Consider the following 20485-nt stretch of genomic DNA (forward strand, 5'->3'; position numbering starts at 1 on the left):
ATGGCCGAGAGCTATCGCCGCTCCCGCTGGTCAAACGCACTTTTCGTTGCGCCCTATCTCGTTGTCTTTTTCGCGCTTCTTGTTTTTCCACTGTTCTGGGGCATGTGGCTGAGCCTGAACAAGGTCGACCTGTTCGGCGGCGGGCAGTTCATCGGCCTGCGCAACTATGCCCGCGTGCTCTCGGATCCGGTATTCCACCAGGCCGTCCGCAACACCGTCGTCTTCGTTGCGGTCAGCGTCCCCACGCTGGTCGGGCTCGGGCTGTTTCTGGCGCTGGCGCTCAACAAGACAACCCGAGGATCGAGCTTCCTGCGCGGGCTCTATTTCTCTTCCTCGATCCTCTCGGTCACAATCGTCACCCTGATCTGGCGCATCGTCTTCATCCCCAACGACGGGCTGATGGCACTGATCTTCAACGTCCTTGGCCTGGAACCGATCGGATTTCTCTCGACCAAGGGCTGGTCGCTGTTCTCGGTGGGGGTTGCCACGGTCTGGTGGTGCATCGGCCTGCCGATGATGCTGCTTCTGGCCGCGCTTCAACAGATCCCGGCCGATCTCTACGAAGCCGCGGCCCTCGACAATGCCGGCAAGTGGCGCGTGCTCACCCGCATCACGCTGCCCTCGATCAAACCGACGATCATGCTTGTCGCGGTGATCCAGATCGTCATGCAGTTCCAGCTTTTCGGGCAGGCGCTGATAATGACCAACGGCGGCCCTGCCGGAAGTTCGCGACCCATCGTGATGTATATCTACGAGACGGCCTTTATCCGCTGGGACGTGGGCATGGGGGCTGCAGCGTCCGAGCTGCTCTTCGTCATCATCCTCTGTGCTGCGATGTTCCAGTACTGGATTTCATCACGCAAGGAAGTGGCCTGAGCCATGGCTGACAGATCCGCCTTTTCGCCCGAAAACCTCACCGCCAACCGGACGCTCTTTTGGATCGCCGCCGTCCTGGCCGCCCTGATGCTGGCGCCCGTCCTCTGGATCCTCGGGCTCTCGCTGAAAAACAACCAGGACCTCATGCACGGCACCGATGCCGTGTTCCGCGCGCCCTACACGCTGAAGAACTATGCCGATATCCTCGTCAATTCACAGGTCTTCGGGTGGTTCCTGAATTCGCTGATCGTCGCCACCGGCCAGACGCTGGGGGTCCTCACGCTGTGTTCGCTGGCGGGCTACGCGTTTGCCCGTCTGGAGTTTCCGTTTCGGCGCGCGATCTTCATCATTGTCCTCTTCGGCCTCGCCGTGCCGGAACAGGCCGTCATCATTGCCCGCCACCAGATGTTCAACTGGGTCGGGCTGCACAATACCCACATCGCGCTGATGCTGCCCGGCATGTCGAGCGCCTTCGGGGTGTTCCTGATGACGCAGTTCTTCAACGCCATCCCGAAGGAAATCGACGAGGCGGCGATGCTCGACAACACGTCGCAGTTCCGCATCTTCTGGAAGGTGCTGCTGCCGCTCACCCTGCCGGCGCAGGCGACACTCGGCATCTTCACCTTTCTGCTGGCGTGGAACGACTATTGGTGGCCGCTCATCTCGGCCACGAAAAAGGAAATGTACACGCTGACCATCGGCATCGCGTCGACCCAGACCAATTTCGCCCAGTCGGAGGGGCTGGGCTTCCTCTCCGCCCAGGCGATCTTCGCAAGCCTGCCAGTGGTGATCGTCTACATCTTCTTTCAGCGTCACATCGTGACCGCTGTCTCCGGGGGCGCCGTGAAATGACCCCCGCCCGCCCAGGAGGAGACCCATCGCGGCGGGAACGGCACCAATCCGGGGCCAGCCCCCGAAACTCAGGGAGTGAACAACATGAAACGGCTTCTTACCGGAACCGCGCTTGCCACCCTTGCCTTCGCGGGCATGGGCCATGCCGATACCACCATTGAATTGCAGCGCTTCTTCGGTGCCTGCGACACCGAATTCGGCAACGTCACCGACGTGTCGCAAGCCGTCGGCGAATGCGGCATCATCACCGCGCTGATCAACAAGTTCGAGGCCGATAACCCGGGCATCGACGTCAACGTGACAACTGTGGAATGGCCCGGCTACGACCAGCTGAACGCCCAGCTTGCCTCCCGCGCCGCGCCCGACGTCGTCACGATGCATTACTCGGCGATCTCCGACTACCAGTCGCGCGGGTTGCTGGACCCGGTCGACGACATCCTGGCCGCACAGGGCATCGAGCCCTCTGCCTTCACCGATGCCGCCCGCAGCGGTGTGACCAAGGAGGGCAAGATGTACGGTCTGCCCTTCGACAACTGGACCATGCTGTTTCACGTCAACCTGAACCTGATGAAAGAGGCGGGTCTGGTAAACGACGACGGAACGCCGATCCTGCCGACATCGGTCGACGAGTTGTTCGCGCAGGGCGAGCAGTTCAAGGAGGCCACCGGCAAGCCTTATCTCGTTCAGGTCCTCGCCAATGAGACGGCTGCCTACACCCGCGCGCTTTACACCTTTCTGCAGCAGCAGAATTCCGACTTCTTCGCCGATCCCAAGGCGGTAGACCTGACAACGCCCGAGGCAACCGCGGTCGTCGAGTTGCTCAAGAAGATCTATGACGAGGGCCTGACCACGACCGGCATGGACTATGCGGCGGCGGTCTCGGGCTTCTCCAACGGGGACGGCGGCATTGCCATCAACGGCACATGGCTGATCGGCGATTACGTCGCCCAGTCCGAGAAGGAAGGCACCGCGCTCTCGGGCGGCTACACCGTCTATCCGATCCCGCAACTCTTCCCCGGCAAGGACAGCACCTACGCAGACGGTCACGGCTGGGTTCTGCCAAAGAAAGATCGCTCGCCCGAGCAGGTCGAGGCCATCGGCAAACTCTTCAAGTCCCTCGCCGACAATGACTTCCAATGGGCCCGCACCGGCCACCTGCCGGCCGTGCAGGCGGTGTTCGAGATGGAAGAGTTCCAGTCGTTGCCGCACCGCGCGAACATTGCCGAGATTGCCGACACCGGCCAATCCCTGCCGCCCGAAGTGCTGCGCCAGTTCGCGATTCAGGACATCATCGGGGAAGAACTCGCCGCCGCGGTCCACGGGGACAAATCGGTCGAAGATGCCCTGGAGACGGCGGAAAAGCGCATCAACGATCTGCTCGACAACATCTGACATCCGTCGAAAGAACTTTCGGATACGAACCGGGGGCCGCAAGGCCCCCGGACCATTTTTCCGGGGCGCATCTGTCATCGGCCGATCCCTTGATCCCGATGCCCCGAGACCGGCCGTTTCACCGGCACCTGTCAGTGCCGTCGAGCGCCACGACCCGCGCCCCCCCCCGAGTGGCAACGGGCCGAGCCGTGATCTCAAGCGGATGGACTACGCCCGGTCCGCGACCGCCCAGCAGGCCGGCGCTAGAACGGATAGGGCTGGCGGGGGTTTTCGACCGTGACCCAGCGCAGGTCGGTGAATTCCGCAATCCCCGCCTTGCCGCCAAAACGCCCATAGCCCGACGCCTTCACGCCCCCGAAGGGCATCTGCGGCTCGTCCGAAACCGTCGGGCCGTTGATGTGACAGATACCGCTTTGCAGGCGGTTCGCGACATCGAAGGCCCGCGTGATGTCTTGCGAAAACACTGCCGCCGACAGGCCGTATTCGGTGTCGTTCGCCACCCGGACCGCATCGTCCGTGTCCTTGACGCGGATGATCGCCTTGACCGGACCAAAGCTTTCCTCGGCATAGAGGCGCATCCCCGCCGTCACCCCGTCGAGCAGCGTCGCCGCGTGGATTGCGCCGTCGCGGGTGCCGCCGGCGACCAGCGTGGCGCCCTTGGCGGTGGCATCGGCGATCAGCGCATCCATCTTTTCGGCCGCCGCCTGCGTCACAAGCGATCCCAGGACGACCTTGTCGCGGGGATTACCGCTGGGAAGCGCCGCAGCCCGCGCGGCGAGCTTTTCGACAAAGACGTCCGCGATCGCCTCGACCACAATGATCCGCTCGGTCGACATGCAGATCTGCCCCTGGTTCATGAAGGCACCAAAGATCGCCGCGTTCACCGCCCCGTCGAGATCGGCATCCTCCAGAACCACCAGCGGCGCCTTGCCGCCCAGTTCCAGCAGCGCGGGCTTCAGGTTCTCGCCGGCGATACGCCCGATGATCCGGCCGACGCGGGTCGAGCCGGTGAAGTTCACGTGCCGCACCTCGGGCGCTTCGATCAGGGCCTTCACGACCAGGGCGGCATCCTCGGGCGCGTTCGAGACGACGTTGATCGCGCCCGCGGGAAGCCCCGCCTCGGTCAGGCATTCGCCGATCAGGCGTTGGGTGCGCGGGCACATCTCGGAGGATTTCAGCACCACGGTATTGCCGCAGGCAAGCGCCATTGCGACCGCCCGCGTGCCAAGGATGACCGGTGCATTCCAGGGCGCAATGCCAAGGCAGACGCCGCGCGGCCGCGCCACGGCAAGGGCCATTGTGCCGGGCTTGTTCGCCGGGATCACCTCGCCGCCGATCTGGGACGTCATGGCGCCGGCCTCGCGCAGCATCCCGGCAGCGAGGTGGACGTTGAACCCGGCCCAGATTCCGGTGGCGCCGGTCTCGGACACCATGGCATCCACGAAATCATTGGTGCGCGCCTCCATGATGTCGGCGGCGCGGGACAGCACCGCGCGCCGCGCCTCGGGTCCCTTCGCGGACCATTCGGCAAAGGCGGCCTGCGCGGCCGCGACCGCCTTGAGCGCGTCGGCAACGCCACCCGCCGCGGCGGTGGTCGCAACCTCGCCCGTCACCGGATCGGTGCGGTCAAAAACGCGGCCGCTTTCGGCCGCAACCTCGGCACCGCCGATCAGCATGTTCAAACTCATGGTGTCCTCCCTCACTTGAGCCCGCGGCTCGTCGCATCACCATGTGCGCGCATACCGCCGTCTCAGGCAAGGTTCCCGCCGCGCAGCCAAGCCGATCCTTGTGACAGAAGAAGGCCAAGCCATGCGCGACGGCCTCCGCGTCCGCGCTGACATTGCGGAGGCGGAGCCTTTGGCACCGTCAGCCCGCCCTGGCGTGACTTTCGGCCGAGACTGCACCCTCAAGCCCGGTCGAGCCATAAAGCCAGTCGACCACGTCGTACCAGTCGTTGGGGCTTTTGGCCCGCATCACGGCATTGCGCAGCTCGGCATGGGCACCGGCGGCGTGATAGACATGCTGGCCGATCTCGCGCGACTGAAGCTGTACGCGCGCCGTGCGCAGGCGCCGCAACTCCTGATAGCTCTGCAGCGCGGCCTCGGGGTCGTTCGGCAGGCGATCCATCTCGTAGGCCAGCGCCACCGCATCCTCCATCGCCATGCAGGCGCCCTGGGCGAAATACTGCAGCATCGGATGGGCGGCATCGCCCAGAAGCGCCACGCGTCCGTCGATCCAGTTCGACACCGGATCGCGGTCGCACAACACCCAGCGCTTCCAGCTCTGGCCGCGGTCGATGATCTGGCGCGCAACCGGCGCGACATGCTCGAAGCCCTTCTTCACTTCGTCATGGCTGACCGGCACACCGGCCTCGGGCGAGGGCGCGTCGTTGTGATAGGTCACCACAAGATTGAACAGCTTCCAGCCTTTCAGCGGATAGTGAACGATATGGCATTTGGGTCCGGCCCAAAGCGTGGCGGCGTTCCAGCGCAGATCCTCGGGCATATCCTCGGTCGGGATCACAGACCGATAGGTGGTGTGGCCCGAAACCCGCGGCGCGCCGTCGCCCACCACCCGCTTGCGCACGTTTGACCACAGGCCATCGGCGCCGATCAGCAGCCGGCCGGTCACGCGCGTGCCATCGGCAAGGATCGCCGTGACGGTTGCGCCGTCCTGCTCGTAATCGACCACCTCGGAATCTGTGCGCAGATCGACCAGCGGATGATCGGCACAGGCGGTCAGGAACACCTTGTGCAGATCGCCACGGTGGATCACCGCATAGGGGTTGCCAAACCGGCTGCGGAACGCATCGTCAAGCGGGATGCGGGTGATCTCGGTCCCCGCAATTGCATCCATCAGGCGCAGGCTGTCGATATAGACCGCGATGTCGCGCGCCGCGTCGCCAACGCCGAGATAGTCGAAGGCATGGAAGGCGTTGGGGCCAAGCTGGATGCCGGCGCCGATCTCTCCCAGTGCCGGCGCCTTTTCCAGCACCAGCGAGGCGATGCCTTTCTGGGCGAGCCCGATGGCGGTCGCAAGGCCGCCGATACCGCCACCGGCGATCAGGATGGGCAGGGTCTGGGTCATGACAAATCTCCTCCGTTTGCCGCGGACGGTGCCGGGCAGCAGTCTGTTTCAGGGACGAAGGGCGCGGCCTCAGAAGGGCCGCACCATCCAGGGCAGGAAGATCACCATCAGGATGACGGCGAGGGTGGCCAGCACATAGGGAACCAGCAGTTTCGACAGCCGAAGGATCGGCACATCCGACAGGGCAGCGGCGATATAAAGCCCGGTGCCGACCGGCGGCGTCAGCAGCCCGGTGACCAGCGTCAGACCCATGACGACGCCAAACAGGATCGGATCGATCCCGTAGTGCGTGGTCGCGACCGGCAGCAGGATCGGGGTCAGGATGATCAGCGCGGCGATCCCGTCGAGGAACATGCCCACAATCGACAGGAATACGACGATCAGCAGCAGAAACACGGTCGGATTTTCGGTCAGCGTGACGATGAAGTCGGCGACGCTTTGCGGCACCTGGTTGAAGGTCAGCACCCAGCCAAAGATCTTAGCTGCAAGGATCAGGAACAGCACCACCGCCGAATTGGTTACGGTGCGGTCGACGATCCGCGGCAGGCTCGACAGCGGCAGCTCGCGGAACACGAGCCCGCCAAAGACCAGCGCCACCACGATCGCGATTGCGGCCGATTCCGTCGGCGTGAAGATCCCGAAGGATATGCCGCCGACAATCACCAGCGGGATTGCCATCGTCGCAAGCCCGGGCACCGTGGCGGCGAAGCGGTCTCGCAACGGAATGCTGGCATCGTGGTTGCCGCCGCTGTGGTTGCGCCCGGCCTGCCAGAACGCCAGCCCCAGAAGCAGCACGAACAGCACCATGCCCGGCACGATCCCGGCGACAAACATGTCGGCAATCGAGACCTGGGCGATCACACCGAAGATGATGAAGATCATCGAGGGCGGAATGATCGGCCCCAGAAGCCCCGCGGCCGCGGTCAGCGCGGCGGCATATTCGCGCTTGTAGCCGTCCTTTTCCATCTCCGGCACGACGACGCGGCTCATCACCGCCATCTGTGCCGTCGCCGATCCCATGATCGCCGCGAGCGCCAGGTTCGAGATCAGGTTCACCACCACAAGATTGTGGGGCAGCCGCGTCAGCCAGACCCGCACGGCGATGATGATCCGCCGCGTCAGGCCGCTTTCGTTCATGATCTCGCCCAGCAGCACGAACAGCGGGATCGCCAGAAGGTCGAAATTCTCGACCGAACCAAAGGCGATCTGCGGCACGGCATCGAGAAGCTGAAGGTGGCCCGAGACCGCCATGAAGACCAGCGTCGCGCCGATCAGCACGAAGGCAACAGGCATCCCCGTCAACAGCAGGGCGGCAAAGGAAAGTCCGGTCATGTCACTTCTCCTGCCACCACGCGCAGCGCCGTCGACAGATGCGCCAGCGCGTGCACCAGCGCACAGATGCAGAAGATCGGAAAGATCCAGAAGAACGGCGCTTTCGGCCAGCCGGTGGTGATCACCTGTTCGAATTCGACAACGGGCGAGCGGACCCATTCGACCCCGGCCTTCAACAGCAGCACCAGCATCGCGGCGACCATCGCCCAGACAATGGCGTCAAGCAGGTGGCGCAGCGGCGGCGCCAGCGCCTCGCTGAGCAGCGTGACGCCGATCTGCATCTTGTCGTGGATCGAGATCGAAACCGCGACAAAGGCAAGCCACACCAGCAGGATCGCCGCCAGCTCCTCGGCGAAGATGACCGGCCGGCCGGCGACATAGCGCATGGCGACGTTGACCACGATCAGCCCGACAAAGCCCAGCACGAGCAACCGGCTTGCCCACCTTTCGATGCGGACCAGCCACCCCGAGAGCGTGGGGAAAAGCGTCACTTCGCCTGCCCCGCAACTTCGGTCCGGAACTGGGCGATCAGCGGATACCGGGCGAACGACTCGTCCACGGCCGCATTCGCGCCGGCAAAGACCTCGGCGCCATTCCCGATCTCGACAATGGTCAAATCGGTCTCGCGCAGCGAGGCGAGATTGGATGCCTCGGCCGCGATCTGCTGGGCCGAGCCCCAGGCCAGCGCCTCGGCCGTCACCTCGGAGAAGGCCTGCTGTTCGTCGGCGCTCATCCCGTTCCAGGTCATGTCCGAGACCACCATCACCGCCGGAAAGGCCATGTGGTTGCTGATCGTCAGGCCGTTGGCGACCTCGTTGAACTTCAGCCCCACCAGCGCGTCGAGGTCTATGTCGATCCCGTCCAGCAGCCCGGTCTGCAGCGCCTGATAGACCTCGGTCAGGTTGACCGGGGTCGGCACGGCGCCGACGGCCTGCCACCAGACCTTCATCGCCGGAAACGGCACGATGCGGATCTTCTTGTTGGCCAGCTCCTGCGGGTCGGTGGCGGGCGCGTCCTTCATCAGGATCTGGCGCATGCCGGCAAAGGTATAGCCCAAGCCATGCAGCCCGGCCCGGTCGAGTTCGCCCAGCATTTCACCGGCCGCCGGAGTATCCGCCGCCTCGATCGCCGCCGAAACATCGGCAAACAGATAGGGTGTGAACCAGCCCTGCAACGAGGGCGCGCGCAGGCTGGTGATCGCCGCGGTCATCAACCCGCTGTCGAGAAGGCCGGTCGACATCTGCTGGAACATCTCCTGCTCCGAGCCAAGCTGGCCTGCCGGAAACACCACCAGCGTCAGTGCGCCGCCGCTGGCTTCGGGCAGCTTTTCGGCGATCCGGTTCGCGACCTTGGTCCACACGTGGCTGGGGGGTGTGATCAACCCCATGCGCAGCTCGCGCGCCTCGGCGGCAAACGCTGCGGCACTGGTCATCAGGGCCGCCAGCAGTGCGCTGCGGCAAAATCCTGCGATGGTCATTGGAGTCCTCCCTTATTCGATGACGTTCCCCCGCCCGATCCGGCGGGGGTGCGGTTCAGGTTTCTGAATCCGGCTGGTTCTTGGGATTGGCGTCGGCAAAGGCCGGCAGCGCCTCGCAAGCCGCCGCGACCGCCCGCACCCGCGGCATCGCCGCAAGGTCAACGCCGAACCGGGTGGCAGAAAAGACCTGCGGCACAAGGCAGATGTCTGCGAGTGTCGGCGTCTCGCCGAAGCAGAAACTCGATGCGTCGCGCCGCGCCAGCAGCGCCTCGCAGGCCGCAAGCCCATCCGTAATCCAGCGCCCGCACCAGGCGTCGAGCGCGGCCTGATCGGCGCCGAATTCGGCCTTCAGATAATCGAGCACCCGCAGGTTCTGCAGCGGATGAACATCGCAGGCGATGGCCTGGGCAAAGGCACGAACCTCGGCCCTGAGGTTGGCGTCGTCCGGCAAAAGCCTTGGCCCCGGCTGGGTCTCATCCAGCCATTCGATGATCGCCAGCGACTGGGTCAGGCAAAAGTCGCCGTCCTCGAGCGCGGGCACCAACGCCTGCGGGTTCAGCGCACGATAGGCCGGTGTCTTCTGCTGGCCGCCGTCCTTTCTCAGGTGCACCGACACGAAATCGTACGGGATGCCCTTGAGGTTGAAGGCGATGCGGCAGCGATAGGCCGACGAGCTGCGGAAATAGCCGTGAAACCGGATCATTCCGCCGCCCCGATGGTCAGTTCGATTGGCACCAACCCGTCGATCCCGCCGGTGATGGCATCGCCTGCGACAACCGCGCCGACGCCCGCCGGCGTGCCGGTCATGATCAGATCGCCCGGCTTCAGGTGATAATAGCCCGACAAATGGCTGACGATTTCCTCGACTTTCCAGATCAGGTCGGAAAGCCGCGCATCCTGGCGCACCTCGCCGTTGACTTCCAGATGGATGCGCTGCGGGCCGATGGCCGCGACCTCGGCCGCCCTGGTGATCGGCGCGAAGACGGCGGATTGTTCGACATCCTTGCCCAGATCCCATGGCCGTTGCTTGGCCCGGGCGGCAAGCTGCAGGTCGCGCCGGGTCATGTCGAGTCCGCAGGCATAGCCATAGATCGCCGCGGCGGCAGTCGCCTTGTCGGCCTTGAACACCGGCGCGCCGATCGCGATCACCAGCTCCATCTCGTAGTGAAAGTTCTCGGTGCCCGGCGGATAGGCGATGATCGAGCCGGAGGGCTGGGCCGTCAGCGCCGATTTGGTGAAGTAGAAGGGCGCCTCGCGGTCGACCTCGACCCCCATCTCGGCGGCATGGGCGGCATAGTTGCGCCCGACGCAGAAGATCCGGTGCACCGGGTAGCTCGCCGTCTCGCCCACAACCGGGACGGTCGGCCATTGCGGCGAGGGGAATAGGTTGGTCATGTGGCTGTCCTTTCAGTCCTGTTTCGCGACCACGTCGCGCAATTCTTCGGGCACATCGCAGAGCCGTCCGCCATTGCCAAGCGCCAGCGCCCCACCCCAGACGGCAAGCGCGCGCAACCGGGGCGTGTCGCGGGTGGGCCGCACGCCTTCTGCCAGCGTCACCTGCCCGTCCCAGCCGGCATCCTCGAGATCGCGCCAGACCACCGCCAGGTGCACGTCGGCATGGGCCTCCAGGTTGCGCAGCGCCCGCGGCGGCAGGGTTTCGGCCAAGGCGAGCGCGGCAAGGTCGGTTTCGGCCCGGTCCTCGCTCTCCAGCCCGTTCGCATCCTCGACCGCCTGGGCGATCTCGCGTGCCTGAAGCGCAACCGCAGCCGCCACGCGGGCCCGCGACCAGCCCGGCCGAGCCGACGGCAACGCCAGGTCGGCATCGTTCAGCTCGTTGAGCTTGCGGGCGAAATAGGCGGTGCCAAGCCGCGCCAGCGCCAGTGTGTCGGCCGGCGCATTCGCCGATTCATAGCGCGCACCGCTTCCTTGCCGCGCCCTGAGCGCGGCCCGTGCCTGATCGAGATCGCCCACGGTCTCAGACGGTCTCGACGAGGGTACGGTCAAAGTGCAGCCGCTCCATGATCGGCGCATCCGAAAAGCGGAACAGGTCGAACTGCGTTTCGGCCTGCAGCGACCACGCCACCCAGGACGGAATGACGAAGATGTCGCCCTTTTCGACCTTGTGGGTCTCGCCGCCCATCACCACTGCGCCACGGCCCTCGAACACCTGAAAGACCGTCGATCCGACGTCGCGCCGGCTGGGCGTTTCGCACCCCGCACGCAGGCGATGGAACTCGGCCCGGATCGTCGGCATCACGTCGCCGCCCGTCGTCGGGTTGATATAGCGCACCGCGGCATGGCCCTGCTCGACGGTGGCAGGATGGCCCTCCTCCTCGAGCAACAGCTGCTCGGTCAGCGCCCGGTCGGTGAACTCCCAGCGATAGGCGCCGATGGGCGAGCTGACGGTGTTCTGCAGCCCCGAGAGCGGCCGCAGCCCGGGGTGGCACCACAGGCGTTCGCCGCGCGAATAGTTCGGGGTCGCATAGTCGGTCACCCGGTCGGAGCCGAATTCGAAGAAGCCGACGTCGTTCTGGAAGCTGAACGGAATGTCGAGCCCGTCGATCCAGGCCATCGGCTTGTCGGTCTCGTTGTGGTGACCGTGAAAGTTCCAGCCCGGCGTCAGCAGGAAATCGCCCCGGCTCATCCGCACCGGGTCGCCATTGACCACGGTCCAGACCCCCTCGCCCTCGACAACGAAACGGAAGGCGTTCTGGGAATGGCGATGCTCGGGCGCGGTTTCCTTGGGGCCAAGGTACTGGATCGCGCACCACATCGTCGGGCTGACATAGGCCTCGCCGCCCAATCCGGGATTGGCCAGGCCAATCGCGCGGCGTTCGCCGCCACGACCCACCGGCACCAGTTCGCCCGAGCTCTGCGCCAGCGGATAGAGATCGGACCATTTCCAGACATGGGCCACGGCCCTTGGGCGCGGGTGGCGCGGCATCAGATCGCCAAGCTGGGTCCACAGCGGGTTCAGGTGCTGTGCCTTGAAATCGGCATAGAGCTGGCGCAGCGCGGGGCTGTCCGCGGGCTGCATCGCATTGTCCATCGGTCTCTCCTCCCTCGGCGATTCGACTTATTACGACGTGTACTTATAATTAGTATACGTGTCAATATTGATGAGTACACGCACTAACGGGCCAACTCGGCGCCGCAGCTTGTCTGGAGCGGGGGGTTCGACTAGGCAGGACGCATGGCGACAATTTTTGACCTGCCGGGGCACCTGTTCCGGCGCCTGCATCAGATATCGGTTTCCGCCTTTGCCACCGAAGTCAGCGCGGCAGGGTTCGATCTGACGCCTGTGCAATTCGCAGTGCTCAGCATGCTCGAGGATCACCCCGACATCGATCAGGCGACACTCGCCGGGCTGATCGCCTATGACCGGGTGACAATCGGCGGCGTGATCTCGCGGCTCGAGGCAAGGGGAATGGTCGAACGCAAGATCTGCAAGACCGACCGCCGCGCCCGGCGCCTGCGCCTGACCGAACGCGGTAAGGCCACGCTGACAACCGTCTGGCCGGCAGTGCGGCGGGCCCAGACGGTGATGGTCGGTGCCCTCGACCCGGCCGAGCAGGAGACGCTGCTGGCGCTGATGCGCAAGGTCACAAACGCCAGCAACCAAGTCAGCCGGGCGCCGCTCCGGGCGCCGGGCGCCGACCGGCACGACGAAGATTCCACAGACACTGCGGGACCCTGACCGCGTCGACGTAGCGCCACGGTCTGGGACCCGGCGCAATGAAATGGCGGGGCCGCAAGGCGGCCCCTATGGCTCAGGCGGGCTGGGGCGCGAAGCCTGCGTCGGCGATCGCCCCTAGCAGGGCATCTGCGGGCAGGTCGCTGGCAATCGCCACCGAGTGATCCTGAAGATTGCAGTCGACCGTCGCCTTGGCGTCGATCTGCTTGATGGCCTTCTCGATGGTGGCGGTGCAGTGGCCGCAGCTCATATCGGGAACGGTGAAACGGGTCATGGCATTCTCCTTTTGACGGGATCCTCAAGGTTTCCAGCGCTGGAAGGTCAAGCGGAAACTGCGACCCCATCCTGGCACGCTGCGCGCGCTCCTGTGCCCAGGGGCCTTGACCTTCCAGTTAGGGGAACCCTTATCTAGGGGACCAGTGGAACAATGAAAGAGACTCTGGTGACCGACATGAACACATTGAACCTGTCCGTAGAGGGCATGTCCTGCGCCTCTTGTGTCGGCCGTGTCGAACGCACGCTGAAGGCTCTGCCAGGGGTCGAGACGGCCGCCGTCAATCTCGCAAACGAAACCGCCAGGGTGGCATTCGCCGGGTCGGCCGATGTGGCGGCCGTGACGGCCGCGCTCGACAAGGCCGGCTATCCGGCGCGGACCGGCGATGTCACGCTGCGGGTCGAAAGCATGTCCTGCGCCTCCTGCGTGGGCCGGGTCGAACGGGCGCTGGCGAAGGTGCCCGGGGTGCTCGAGGCTTCGGTGAACCTCGCCAGCGAAACCGCGCGGGTGCATTTCCTCGAAGGACAGGTGACGCCGCAACTGCTGATCCGCGCGGCGACCGAGGCGGGCTATCCCGCCACGCTGCAACAGACCGGCTCGGCCCCCGAGGCCGGCGCACGCAAGGATGCCGAGGCGGCAGCGCTGCGCCGCCTGACCCTGATCGCCGGCGCGCTGGCGCTGCCCGTGTTCCTGCTCGAAATGGGCGGCCATGTCATTCCGGGCTTCCATGCCCTGATTGACGGCACCATCGGACGTCAGGCAAGCTGGGTGATCCAGTTCGTGCTGACGACGCTGGTGCTGGCCGGGCCGGGGCGGCGGTTCTATCTCAAGGGCTATCCGGCGCTGTTTCGCGGCGCGCCCGACATGAACAGCCTGGTGGCGATCGGCACCTCGGCCGCCTATGGCTATTCCGTCATCGCGACCTTCCTGCCCGGCCTGCTGCCGGCCGAAACCCGCGCGGTCTATTTCGAGGCGGCGGCGGTCATCGTCGTGTTGATCCTGCTCGGCCGCTGGCTGGAGGCGCGCGCCAAGGGCCGCACCGGGCAGGCGATCCGCAAACTGGTCGGGCTTCAGGCGAAATCGGCGCTGGTCGAGCAGGACGGCACGACCGTCGACCGGCCCATCGACCAGATCGCCGTCGGCGACGTGATCCGCGTCCGCCCGGGCGAAAGGATCGCGGTCGATGGCGAGGTCGTCTCGGGCACCAGCTATGTCGATGAAAGCATGCTGACCGGCGAGCCGATCCCCGTGAACAAGGCCGAGGGCGACACCGTCGTTGGCGGCACCGTCAACGGCACTGGCGCCCTTTCGTTCCGCGCCACCAAGGTCGGTGCCGACACGATGCTGGCGCAGATCATCCGCATGGTCGAAGAGGCGCAGGGCGCCAAGCTGCCGATTCAGGGGCTGGTGGACCGCATCACCATGTGGTTCGTCCCCGTCGTCATGTCGCTGGCCGCCCTGACCGTTCTGGTCTGGCTGCTGGTCGGGCCAAGCCCCGCGCTGTCCTATGCGCTGGTGGCGGGCGTCGCAGTCCTGATCATCGCCTGCCCCTGCGCCATGGGGCTTGCCACCCCGACCTCGATCATGGTCGGCACCGGACGTGCCGCCGAACTCGGCGTGCTGTTCCGCAAGGGCGATGCGCTGCAGCGGCTGCAGGACGTGCAGATCGTCGCGCTCGACAAGACCGGCACGATCACCGAGGGCAAGCCGACCCTGACCGACATGGAACTTGCGCCGGGCCATTCCCGCGACGCCGTTCTGCGCGATGTCGCGGCGGTCGAGGCCAGTTCGGAACATCCCGTGGCGCAGGCGATCCTGCGGGCCGCGGGCGACCGCGCAACCTTGCCCAAGGCCGAGGATTTTGCCTCGATCACCGGACACGGCGTGCGCGCCGTGGTCGAGGGACGGCAGGTCCTGATCGGCGCACAGCGGTTGATGGCGCGCGAGGGGATAGCACTTGGCGATCTTGGCCCGCGCGGCGCGGCGCTGGCAGCGGCTGGCAAGACACCGCTGTTCGCCGCGATTGACGGCACCCTTGCCGCGGTGATCGCCGTATCCGACCCGATCAAGCCGACCTCGCGCACCGCCATCGCGGCGCTGCACGATCTTGGCCTGCAGGTCGCCATGGTGACCGGTGACGCTAGGGCCACTGCGGACGCCATCGCGGGCGAGCTTGGCATCGACCACGTGGTGGCCGAGGTTCTGCCAGACGGCAAGGTCGCGGCGCTCGATGCCCTGCGCGCCGACGGCCGCAAGCTTGCCTTCGTCGGGGACGGCATCAACGACGCGCCCGCGCTCGCACATGCCGACATTGGCATCGCCATCGGCACAGGCACCGACGTGGCGATCGAAAGCGCCGATGTGGTGCTGATGACGGGCGATCTGCGCGGCGTCGTCAACGCCTTCGACATCTCGGCCCGGACCATGCGCAACATCCGCCAGAACCTCGGCTGGGCGTTCGGCTATAACGCAGCGCTGATCCCGGTTGCAGCCGGTGCGTTCTATCCGGTGTTCGGGATCCTGCTGTCGCCAGTGCTGGCGGCCGGTGCCATGGCGCTGTCGTCGGTCTTCGTGCTGTCGAACGCACTGCGCCTGCGCCTCGTAAAACCGGTTCTTGGCGGCGAGGCGCCCGCGCCCACGCCGAAAGCATCTCTCACCCCTGTTCCCGCGGAATAAGGAGGCTGCCATGAACATCGGCGACGTCGCCCGCCTGTCCGGCCTGCCGGCCAAGACCATCCGGTACTATGAAGATATCGGGCTGGTGGCCCCGCTGCGCAGCACCAACGGCTACCGCAGCTTTCGCGAGCGCGACCTGCACAAGCTGGCGTTCCTCGGCCGGGCCCGGTCGCTTGGCTTCACGATCGAGGATTGCCGCGGCCTGCTCGAACTTTACGAAGACAGCAGCCGCGCCAGCGCCGACGTCAAGAAGATCGCCAGGGAACACCTGGAACGGATCGACGCCAAGGTCGAAGAGCTGCTGGCGATGCGCAAGACGCTGTCCCACCTCGTCCACGAATGCGCAGGCGACAATCGCCCGAACTGCCCGATCCTGGATGACTTGGCGTCCTGTTCCCACGCTGCGCCGAAAAAAGGGAAACGGGTCGGCGGATGACGGCCAAAGGGCCCGGCCATTGCAGCGCGGGCCGAGAACCGACACCAGCGCTGCGCCTTTTGACAGGGCCGCGCTTTAGGCAGCGCATATGGCCTTCTCGGGCAATCGAGGCTGATTTCGGCTCTGGTCTATCTGGCGATTGCGCCAAGGGCACCGCGCCGTTTGGCGCGTGGTGCCGGTGAAGGGACTCGAACCCCCGACCCCATCATTACGAATGACGTGCTCTACCAGCTGAGCTACACCGGCAACGAGGCGCCTGCGCCCCATCTGCGTCTTTGGTTTCGTCCGGATCAGACCGGGCGAAACCTTTGCGCCGAGGTCGAATACACTGCATTCCGGGCAGTGTGTAGCCCTATTTTTTCGGCTCCGCGTCAAGTACCTCGGACTCGGGCGCCGGGGTCTGTTCGGGGTCCTCTGCAGCTTCCTCGGACGGCGCGGCCGCCGCTGCCTGGGCGCCGACGACCAGCGGCAGCATGTCGGTGCCGGTCGGCATGGCGAGTTCGTCCCTCGACAGCTCGCGCCAGCTGAGCGTGTCGAAGCCGCCGCAATTGTGGCAGATCGGAACCCAGGTCGGTTCGACGTGCTGGCATTTCTCGCAGACCCACTGCGGTCCGCGCGGTGCCGTGACCGCCTTGGCCAGCCACCCCCGGACAATGGCGTCGTCGCCGCCCTCGCCGCGTTCGATCGCGGCCATGATCGACAGGACCCGTGCGGTCGGCTTGCTTGTCGGCAGGTCGCCAAGCGCCCGGCGCGCGGCCGGGAAATCCTCGGCAGAGATATTCAACTCGGCCAGCAGCATCCGGGTCTCGGGATCCTCGGGCCGAATCTTGGCCAGTTCACCGAATCGCTTCAACCGGGCCTTCGGGCTCTCGTCCGGAACGATCTCGGCGAAGGCGACGGCAAGTTCGGGATGCGGGCTCATTTCCCAGGTCTTCTTCAGCACCCGCGCCGCGTTGCGCGGCTTGCCCGCTTCGATATAGGCGTGTGCTGCCATGATCGAGGCAGGGATAAGATCGGGCGACAGCTTGTTGGCCTCGATCGCCGCCTCCCGCGCCTCGATCGAATTGCCGGCATCGATGATGTCCTTTGCCTCGGACACGGCCAGCACGGCATCGCGGCGCCGGTGCAGATCGCGCGGCATCGAGCCTGCGCGCAGCTTGCTGGTCAGGGTCTTGCGGGCGCCCTTCCAGTCATGCTTGTCGGCCTGCAGCTTCAGCAGGATATCCTGCACTTCCTCGTTCTTCGGCTTGAGGGCATTGGCCTTCTGGGCAAGCGCCAGCGCGGTGTCGGTCTGGCCGTCCTCGAGTTTCTGCTTCATGATCCCGCGAATGCCGACGAACCGGGTCTTGGGATCGGCCAGAAGCAGCTTGTAGGTCTCCTCCGCCTTTTTCCGGTCGCCCATCATCTCGGCCGCATCGGCAGTGATCACCTTGGTGATCGCGGGGTTCTGCAGCAGTTTCTCGGCCTTGCTCGCGTTGGCGATCGCCAGACGGGCCTCGCCTTCGGACAGCGCCATCAGCGCGTCGCTCAGCGCGCGATAGCCGCGGCGCTCGCGATTGCGGTTGAAATACCGCGTCAGCGCGGTCTCGTCGCCGAGCAGGAACTTGAGAAACGCAAACAGCAGCCCGATCAGCTTGAAGGCGACATAAAGCGCGGCCAGAAGAGCCAGCCCCAGAAGAACCGCCTGCAAGGCGCCGAGTTGCACCTCCTTGTAGCCGCCGATGGCAATGACGATGTCCGGCCCGTGTTCCATGACGTATCCGGCACCGAACGTGAGCGCAGCGACCACCGCGACAAACAACAGGATCTTGATGAGAGACCAGAGCATCATGATCGTCCTCAGTTAGCGGCCAGGGAGGCGGCGAGTTCATCGGCGGCGGCGAGCGCCTGGGCCCGGGCGTTGGCTTTGGCCACCCAGTCCGACATGGAGGTCTGCCCCGCTTCGGGCAGGGCTGCAAGCTCGGTGACCGCTTCGTTCAGATGACCGCTGCGCAACGCGGCCTCGGCCCGGCTTAACACCGCGTCGGGATCGTTGCCCTCGCTTGGCGCCAGAGATCGCAGGCCAAGCTGGGTCTTCACGAACGTATTGACCCGGTCGGGCACCGAGTCGCTCGTCTCGGCCTTGCGTGAGGCGTACAACGCCTGCCGCGCGGCCAGGGTAAAGTCGTCCTGCAGTTGCGGAAGGGTCGCGACGCCGCTTTCGGCCGAGGCGGTCAGCGCGGCGGGCACCGTGAGCCCGTCCAGCTGGGGAATGTATTCGGCATAGGGGGTTCCGGCGTCCAGCGCCGACTGGATATCGACCACGGCCTGGGCGCGCCGCACATGCTCGGCCTTGGCCGCCGCTTCGGCGGCCTCGGCTGCGGCCTTTTCCTCGGCGGCCTTGGCGGCGGCTTCGGCGGCCGCAACCTTTGCTTCCGTGTCGTCGATCGCCTTCTGAACCGCCTCGTTCGCCGCCGTCGCGGTCGACTGGGCAAGCCCTTCGGCCCGCTTCATCTGATCGGCCAGATCGCTCTGCAGCGCCGCAAGCTGTTCGCGGAACCCCGTGACCTCGCGGCCATAGGCCTGCACCGCGGCAACCGATGCCGGGTCGGTGGCCTCGGCAATGGGACGTTTCTGCAGATCGTCGATCTGGGGCAGCAGTTTCTCGAACTGCGCGCTCAGCGACTTGAGTTCGCCCGTCGCGTCGGCCACATCGGTTTTCACCGCATCAAGCCCCTCTGCCGAGGCGACGCCGGCTTTCAGATCGGACAGTTCGGTTTTCACCGCGGCAATGCCGCTTGCGGCCTCTGCCTGCACCTTCGCGATCTGGTCGGCCGACGCGAGCGTCGACAATTGCCCGCGCAGTTCGGAAAGGTCGGACTGCAGCTTTGTCACGGTCTGGGACTGCGTCGCGATCTGGGCATCGAGCTGCTTGTTGGGAAAGCTCGGCATCATGTTCGCCGGGATCACGAAGGGCGCGGCGAAGGCAAGGCCGATTGTCGCGACAACCCCGCCGAGGAATCCCGGCAGCACGCCGCCGCGACGTTCCACCACCACGGTTTCCTTCTCGATCGCCGGCGCGCTCCAGACCGGTGCGGCCTTGTCCTCGCGCTGCGGCTCCGCCGGCGCGGCTTCGGCTTCGGCTTCGGCTTCGGCTTCGGCTTCGGCTTCGGCTTCGGCTTCGGCTTCGGCTTCGGCTTCGGCTTCGGCTTCGGCTTCGGCTTCGGCTTCGGCTTCGGAGGCGTCGTCTATCGGGGACTCTTCGTCAACGGCCTCGCTCAACACCAGATCGTCGTTGTCGGCGTCGTCGCCATCGGCTTGGTAGATATACGTCCCGTCGCCCTCTGGCGTCGGATCGGCTAGCACCTCGGCCGGGATTTCCTCGATGATTTCGGCGTCCTCGATCTCGTCCGCGGGCGAAACACGGGGTTCTGAGGAAACCTCAGGGGCCTCGCTCTCGATTTCCGTGCTGTCGTCTTCGGGACGGGTCTCCGCCTCGGAAACCGGCAATTCCGGTTGCGAGCTCTGTTCGAGCCGGTCGGAGTCGTCGGGTGCCGCATCGGACTTCTTCTTGTCGACCACTTAAATATCCCTCCGAATCTCGACACTGCTATCAGGCGGTTGTCGACATGGAACTTAGCTTGGCATCACCGATGCCTCAAGCATACCTATATGCGTCAAACAGGCTGCCGAGAGCCTGAATTACCCCTGAGGCATCGGGCATTTCAGCCACTTCCGCCCGTTCTCCCGGAAGACCGCGCCAGGAGCGCAGCACCGCCGGACTGATCGCCGCAACATGCAGCCGCGCGCGACGCCCCGCGGCCTCCGTGGCAAGCAATGCGGCACTTCGCGCCGAGAACAAGGGTGTCGCAACGTCACCCACGTCCTGAAGCGCGATACGCGCCTGATCGCTGAGCGGCAGGCTGCGCTGATCGTAGATCGCAATCGCCCTTGCATCGAGCCCCGCGCCCTGCAGATGCCCAACGAGATCACCGGCACGGTGGAGTCCGCCCAGATGCAGGATTTTTTCGGACAATCCGGCAGTTTCCATGCGCCGCGCCAGTCGATCGACGTCGGGTTCCTTTCCCAGAACCTCGAATCCGGCGGCGCGTGCGGCCGCAGCCGTCCGGCCCCCCACGCACCACGCGACCCGACCCTGACCCGAGAGCCGGCCTTCCAGGGCCCGCAATGCCATCTCGGAGGTAAAGACATGATGTGCCGCCGGATCGTCCGGGATCTCCGCTGGCAACACCTCGATTTCCATCAGCGGCGAGACAATCACGCCGGCAAAGGTACCAAGCCGCTGTTCCACTTGCCCGGCGAAGCGGGTTGCGGCGGGTTCGGGCCGGGTCAGAAGCAACAGGGTATCGGACAGGTTCACTTTCGACACCATCGGGACTATCTGGGTTG

Annotated in this window: 19 protein-coding genes and 1 tRNA gene; 6 read left to right on the top strand and 14 right to left on the bottom strand. The window is 65.5% G+C overall.

What is annotated here, in order from left to right; translation table 11 throughout:
* From DQG17_RS10600 to DQG17_RS10610, 3 genes are all read left to right on the top strand, one after another.
* On the top strand, positions 1-876 hold the full coding sequence (locus tag DQG17_RS10600; protein ID WP_116132815.1) for a carbohydrate ABC transporter permease: 876 nt from the start codon (positions 1-3) through the stop codon (positions 874-876).
* Positions 877-879: 3 nt separating this feature from the next.
* Entirely contained in the window at positions 880-1728 is an 849-nt protein-coding gene (locus DQG17_RS10605) for a carbohydrate ABC transporter permease (protein ID WP_116132816.1), read from the top strand.
* 84 nt (positions 1729-1812) lie between these two features.
* Positions 1813-3120: an extracellular solute-binding protein gene (locus DQG17_RS10610; RefSeq protein ID WP_116132817.1), complete on the top strand. Its 1308-nt coding sequence runs from the start codon at positions 1813-1815 to the stop codon at positions 3118-3120.
* Positions 3121-3362: 242 nt separating this feature from the next.
* Here the strand turns inward: DQG17_RS10610 and DQG17_RS10615 are convergent, their stop codons facing one another.
* From DQG17_RS10615 to DQG17_RS10655, 9 genes are all read right to left on the bottom strand, one after another.
* Positions 3363-4808, bottom strand: coding sequence for an aldehyde dehydrogenase (locus tag DQG17_RS10615; protein WP_116132818.1), 1446 nt, complete (start codon positions 4806-4808; stop codon positions 3363-3365).
* Between the two features lie 178 nt (positions 4809-4986).
* Positions 4987-6207, bottom strand: coding sequence for a 3-hydroxybenzoate 6-monooxygenase (locus tag DQG17_RS10620; protein WP_116132819.1), 1221 nt, complete (start codon positions 6205-6207; stop codon positions 4987-4989).
* Between the two features lie 69 nt (positions 6208-6276).
* Positions 6277-7539 (bottom strand): TRAP transporter large permease, encoded by a 1263-nt coding sequence (locus tag DQG17_RS10625; protein ID WP_116132820.1) that lies wholly within the window; start codon positions 7537-7539, stop codon positions 6277-6279.
* A complete protein-coding gene (locus tag DQG17_RS10630) occupies positions 7536-8030 on the bottom strand; it encodes a TRAP transporter small permease (protein WP_116132821.1) in 495 nt (164 codons plus the stop codon). Before DQG17_RS10630 ends, DQG17_RS10625 begins: the two co-directional genes overlap by 4 nt.
* Positions 8027-9016: a TRAP transporter substrate-binding protein gene (locus DQG17_RS10635; RefSeq protein ID WP_198666087.1), complete on the bottom strand. Its 990-nt coding sequence runs from the start codon at positions 9014-9016 to the stop codon at positions 8027-8029. Before DQG17_RS10635 ends, DQG17_RS10630 begins: the two co-directional genes overlap by 4 nt.
* A gap of 55 nt (positions 9017-9071) precedes the next feature.
* Positions 9072-9719, bottom strand: coding sequence for a maleylacetoacetate isomerase (gene maiA / locus DQG17_RS10640; protein ID WP_198666088.1), 648 nt, complete (start codon positions 9717-9719; stop codon positions 9072-9074).
* Positions 9716-10411, bottom strand: a complete 696-nt coding sequence (locus tag DQG17_RS10645) for a fumarylacetoacetate hydrolase family protein (RefSeq protein ID WP_116132822.1) — start codon at positions 10409-10411, stop codon at positions 9716-9718. Before DQG17_RS10645 ends, maiA begins: the two co-directional genes overlap by 4 nt.
* A gap of 12 nt (positions 10412-10423) precedes the next feature.
* Positions 10424-11020 (bottom strand): maleylpyruvate isomerase N-terminal domain-containing protein, encoded by a 597-nt coding sequence (locus DQG17_RS10650; RefSeq protein ID WP_232829404.1) that lies wholly within the window; start codon positions 11018-11020, stop codon positions 10424-10426.
* A complete protein-coding gene (locus DQG17_RS10655) occupies positions 10992-12065 on the bottom strand; it encodes a cupin domain-containing protein (protein WP_198666089.1) in 1074 nt (357 codons plus the stop codon). Before DQG17_RS10655 ends, DQG17_RS10650 begins: the two co-directional genes overlap by 29 nt.
* A 144-nt stretch (positions 12066-12209) precedes the next feature.
* On the opposite strand from DQG17_RS10655, the gene DQG17_RS10660 reads away from it, so the two are divergent.
* The gene (locus DQG17_RS10660) at positions 12210-12713 is read left to right on the top strand and encodes a MarR family winged helix-turn-helix transcriptional regulator (RefSeq protein WP_116132824.1); all 504 of its coding nucleotides are present in this window, start codon (positions 12210-12212) and stop codon (positions 12711-12713) included.
* 73 nt (positions 12714-12786) lie between these two features.
* Here the strand turns inward: DQG17_RS10660 and DQG17_RS10665 are convergent, their stop codons facing one another.
* Positions 12787-12984 (bottom strand): heavy-metal-associated domain-containing protein, encoded by a 198-nt coding sequence (locus tag DQG17_RS10665; RefSeq protein ID WP_116132825.1) that lies wholly within the window; start codon positions 12982-12984, stop codon positions 12787-12789.
* A 168-nt stretch (positions 12985-13152) separates the two neighbouring features.
* Between DQG17_RS10665 and DQG17_RS10670 the strand changes: the two genes are divergently transcribed.
* Together DQG17_RS10670 and cueR are read left to right on the top strand one after the other, a co-directional pair.
* Positions 13153-15660 carry a heavy metal translocating P-type ATPase gene (locus DQG17_RS10670; RefSeq protein ID WP_369908015.1) on the top strand — a complete coding sequence of 836 codons (2508 nt, stop codon included), beginning with the start codon at positions 13153-13155 and terminating at the stop codon, positions 15658-15660.
* A 10-nt stretch (positions 15661-15670) separates the two neighbouring features.
* Positions 15671-16096 (top strand): Cu(I)-responsive transcriptional regulator, encoded by a 426-nt coding sequence (gene cueR, locus DQG17_RS10675; RefSeq protein ID WP_116132826.1) that lies wholly within the window; start codon positions 15671-15673, stop codon positions 16094-16096.
* Positions 16097-16266: 170 nt separating this feature from the next.
* Here cueR and DQG17_RS10680 read toward each other — a convergent pair.
* The 4 genes from DQG17_RS10680 to DQG17_RS10700 all read right to left on the bottom strand — a co-directional run bounded on the left by DQG17_RS10680 (position 16267) and on the right by DQG17_RS10700 (position 20468).
* Positions 16267-16342: transfer RNA gene (locus tag DQG17_RS10680), tRNA-Thr, on the bottom strand.
* Between the two features lie 106 nt (positions 16343-16448).
* On the bottom strand, positions 16449-17924 hold the full coding sequence (locus tag DQG17_RS10685) for a heme biosynthesis protein HemY (protein WP_116133163.1): 1476 nt from the start codon (positions 17922-17924) through the stop codon (positions 16449-16451).
* An 11-nt stretch (positions 17925-17935) separates the two neighbouring features.
* Positions 17936-19657: a COG4223 family protein gene (locus DQG17_RS21845; RefSeq protein WP_198666090.1), complete on the bottom strand. Its 1722-nt coding sequence runs from the start codon at positions 19655-19657 to the stop codon at positions 17936-17938.
* Between the two features lie 76 nt (positions 19658-19733).
* Positions 19734-20468, bottom strand: coding sequence for a uroporphyrinogen-III synthase (locus tag DQG17_RS10700; RefSeq protein ID WP_116132829.1), 735 nt, complete (start codon positions 20466-20468; stop codon positions 19734-19736).
* Positions 20469-20485 lie beyond the last annotated feature (17 nt).

This window comes from Tropicimonas sp. IMCC34043, assembly GCF_003390845.1.
In the GTDB taxonomy this organism is placed as follows: Bacteria; Pseudomonadota; Alphaproteobacteria; order Rhodobacterales; family Rhodobacteraceae; genus Tropicimonas.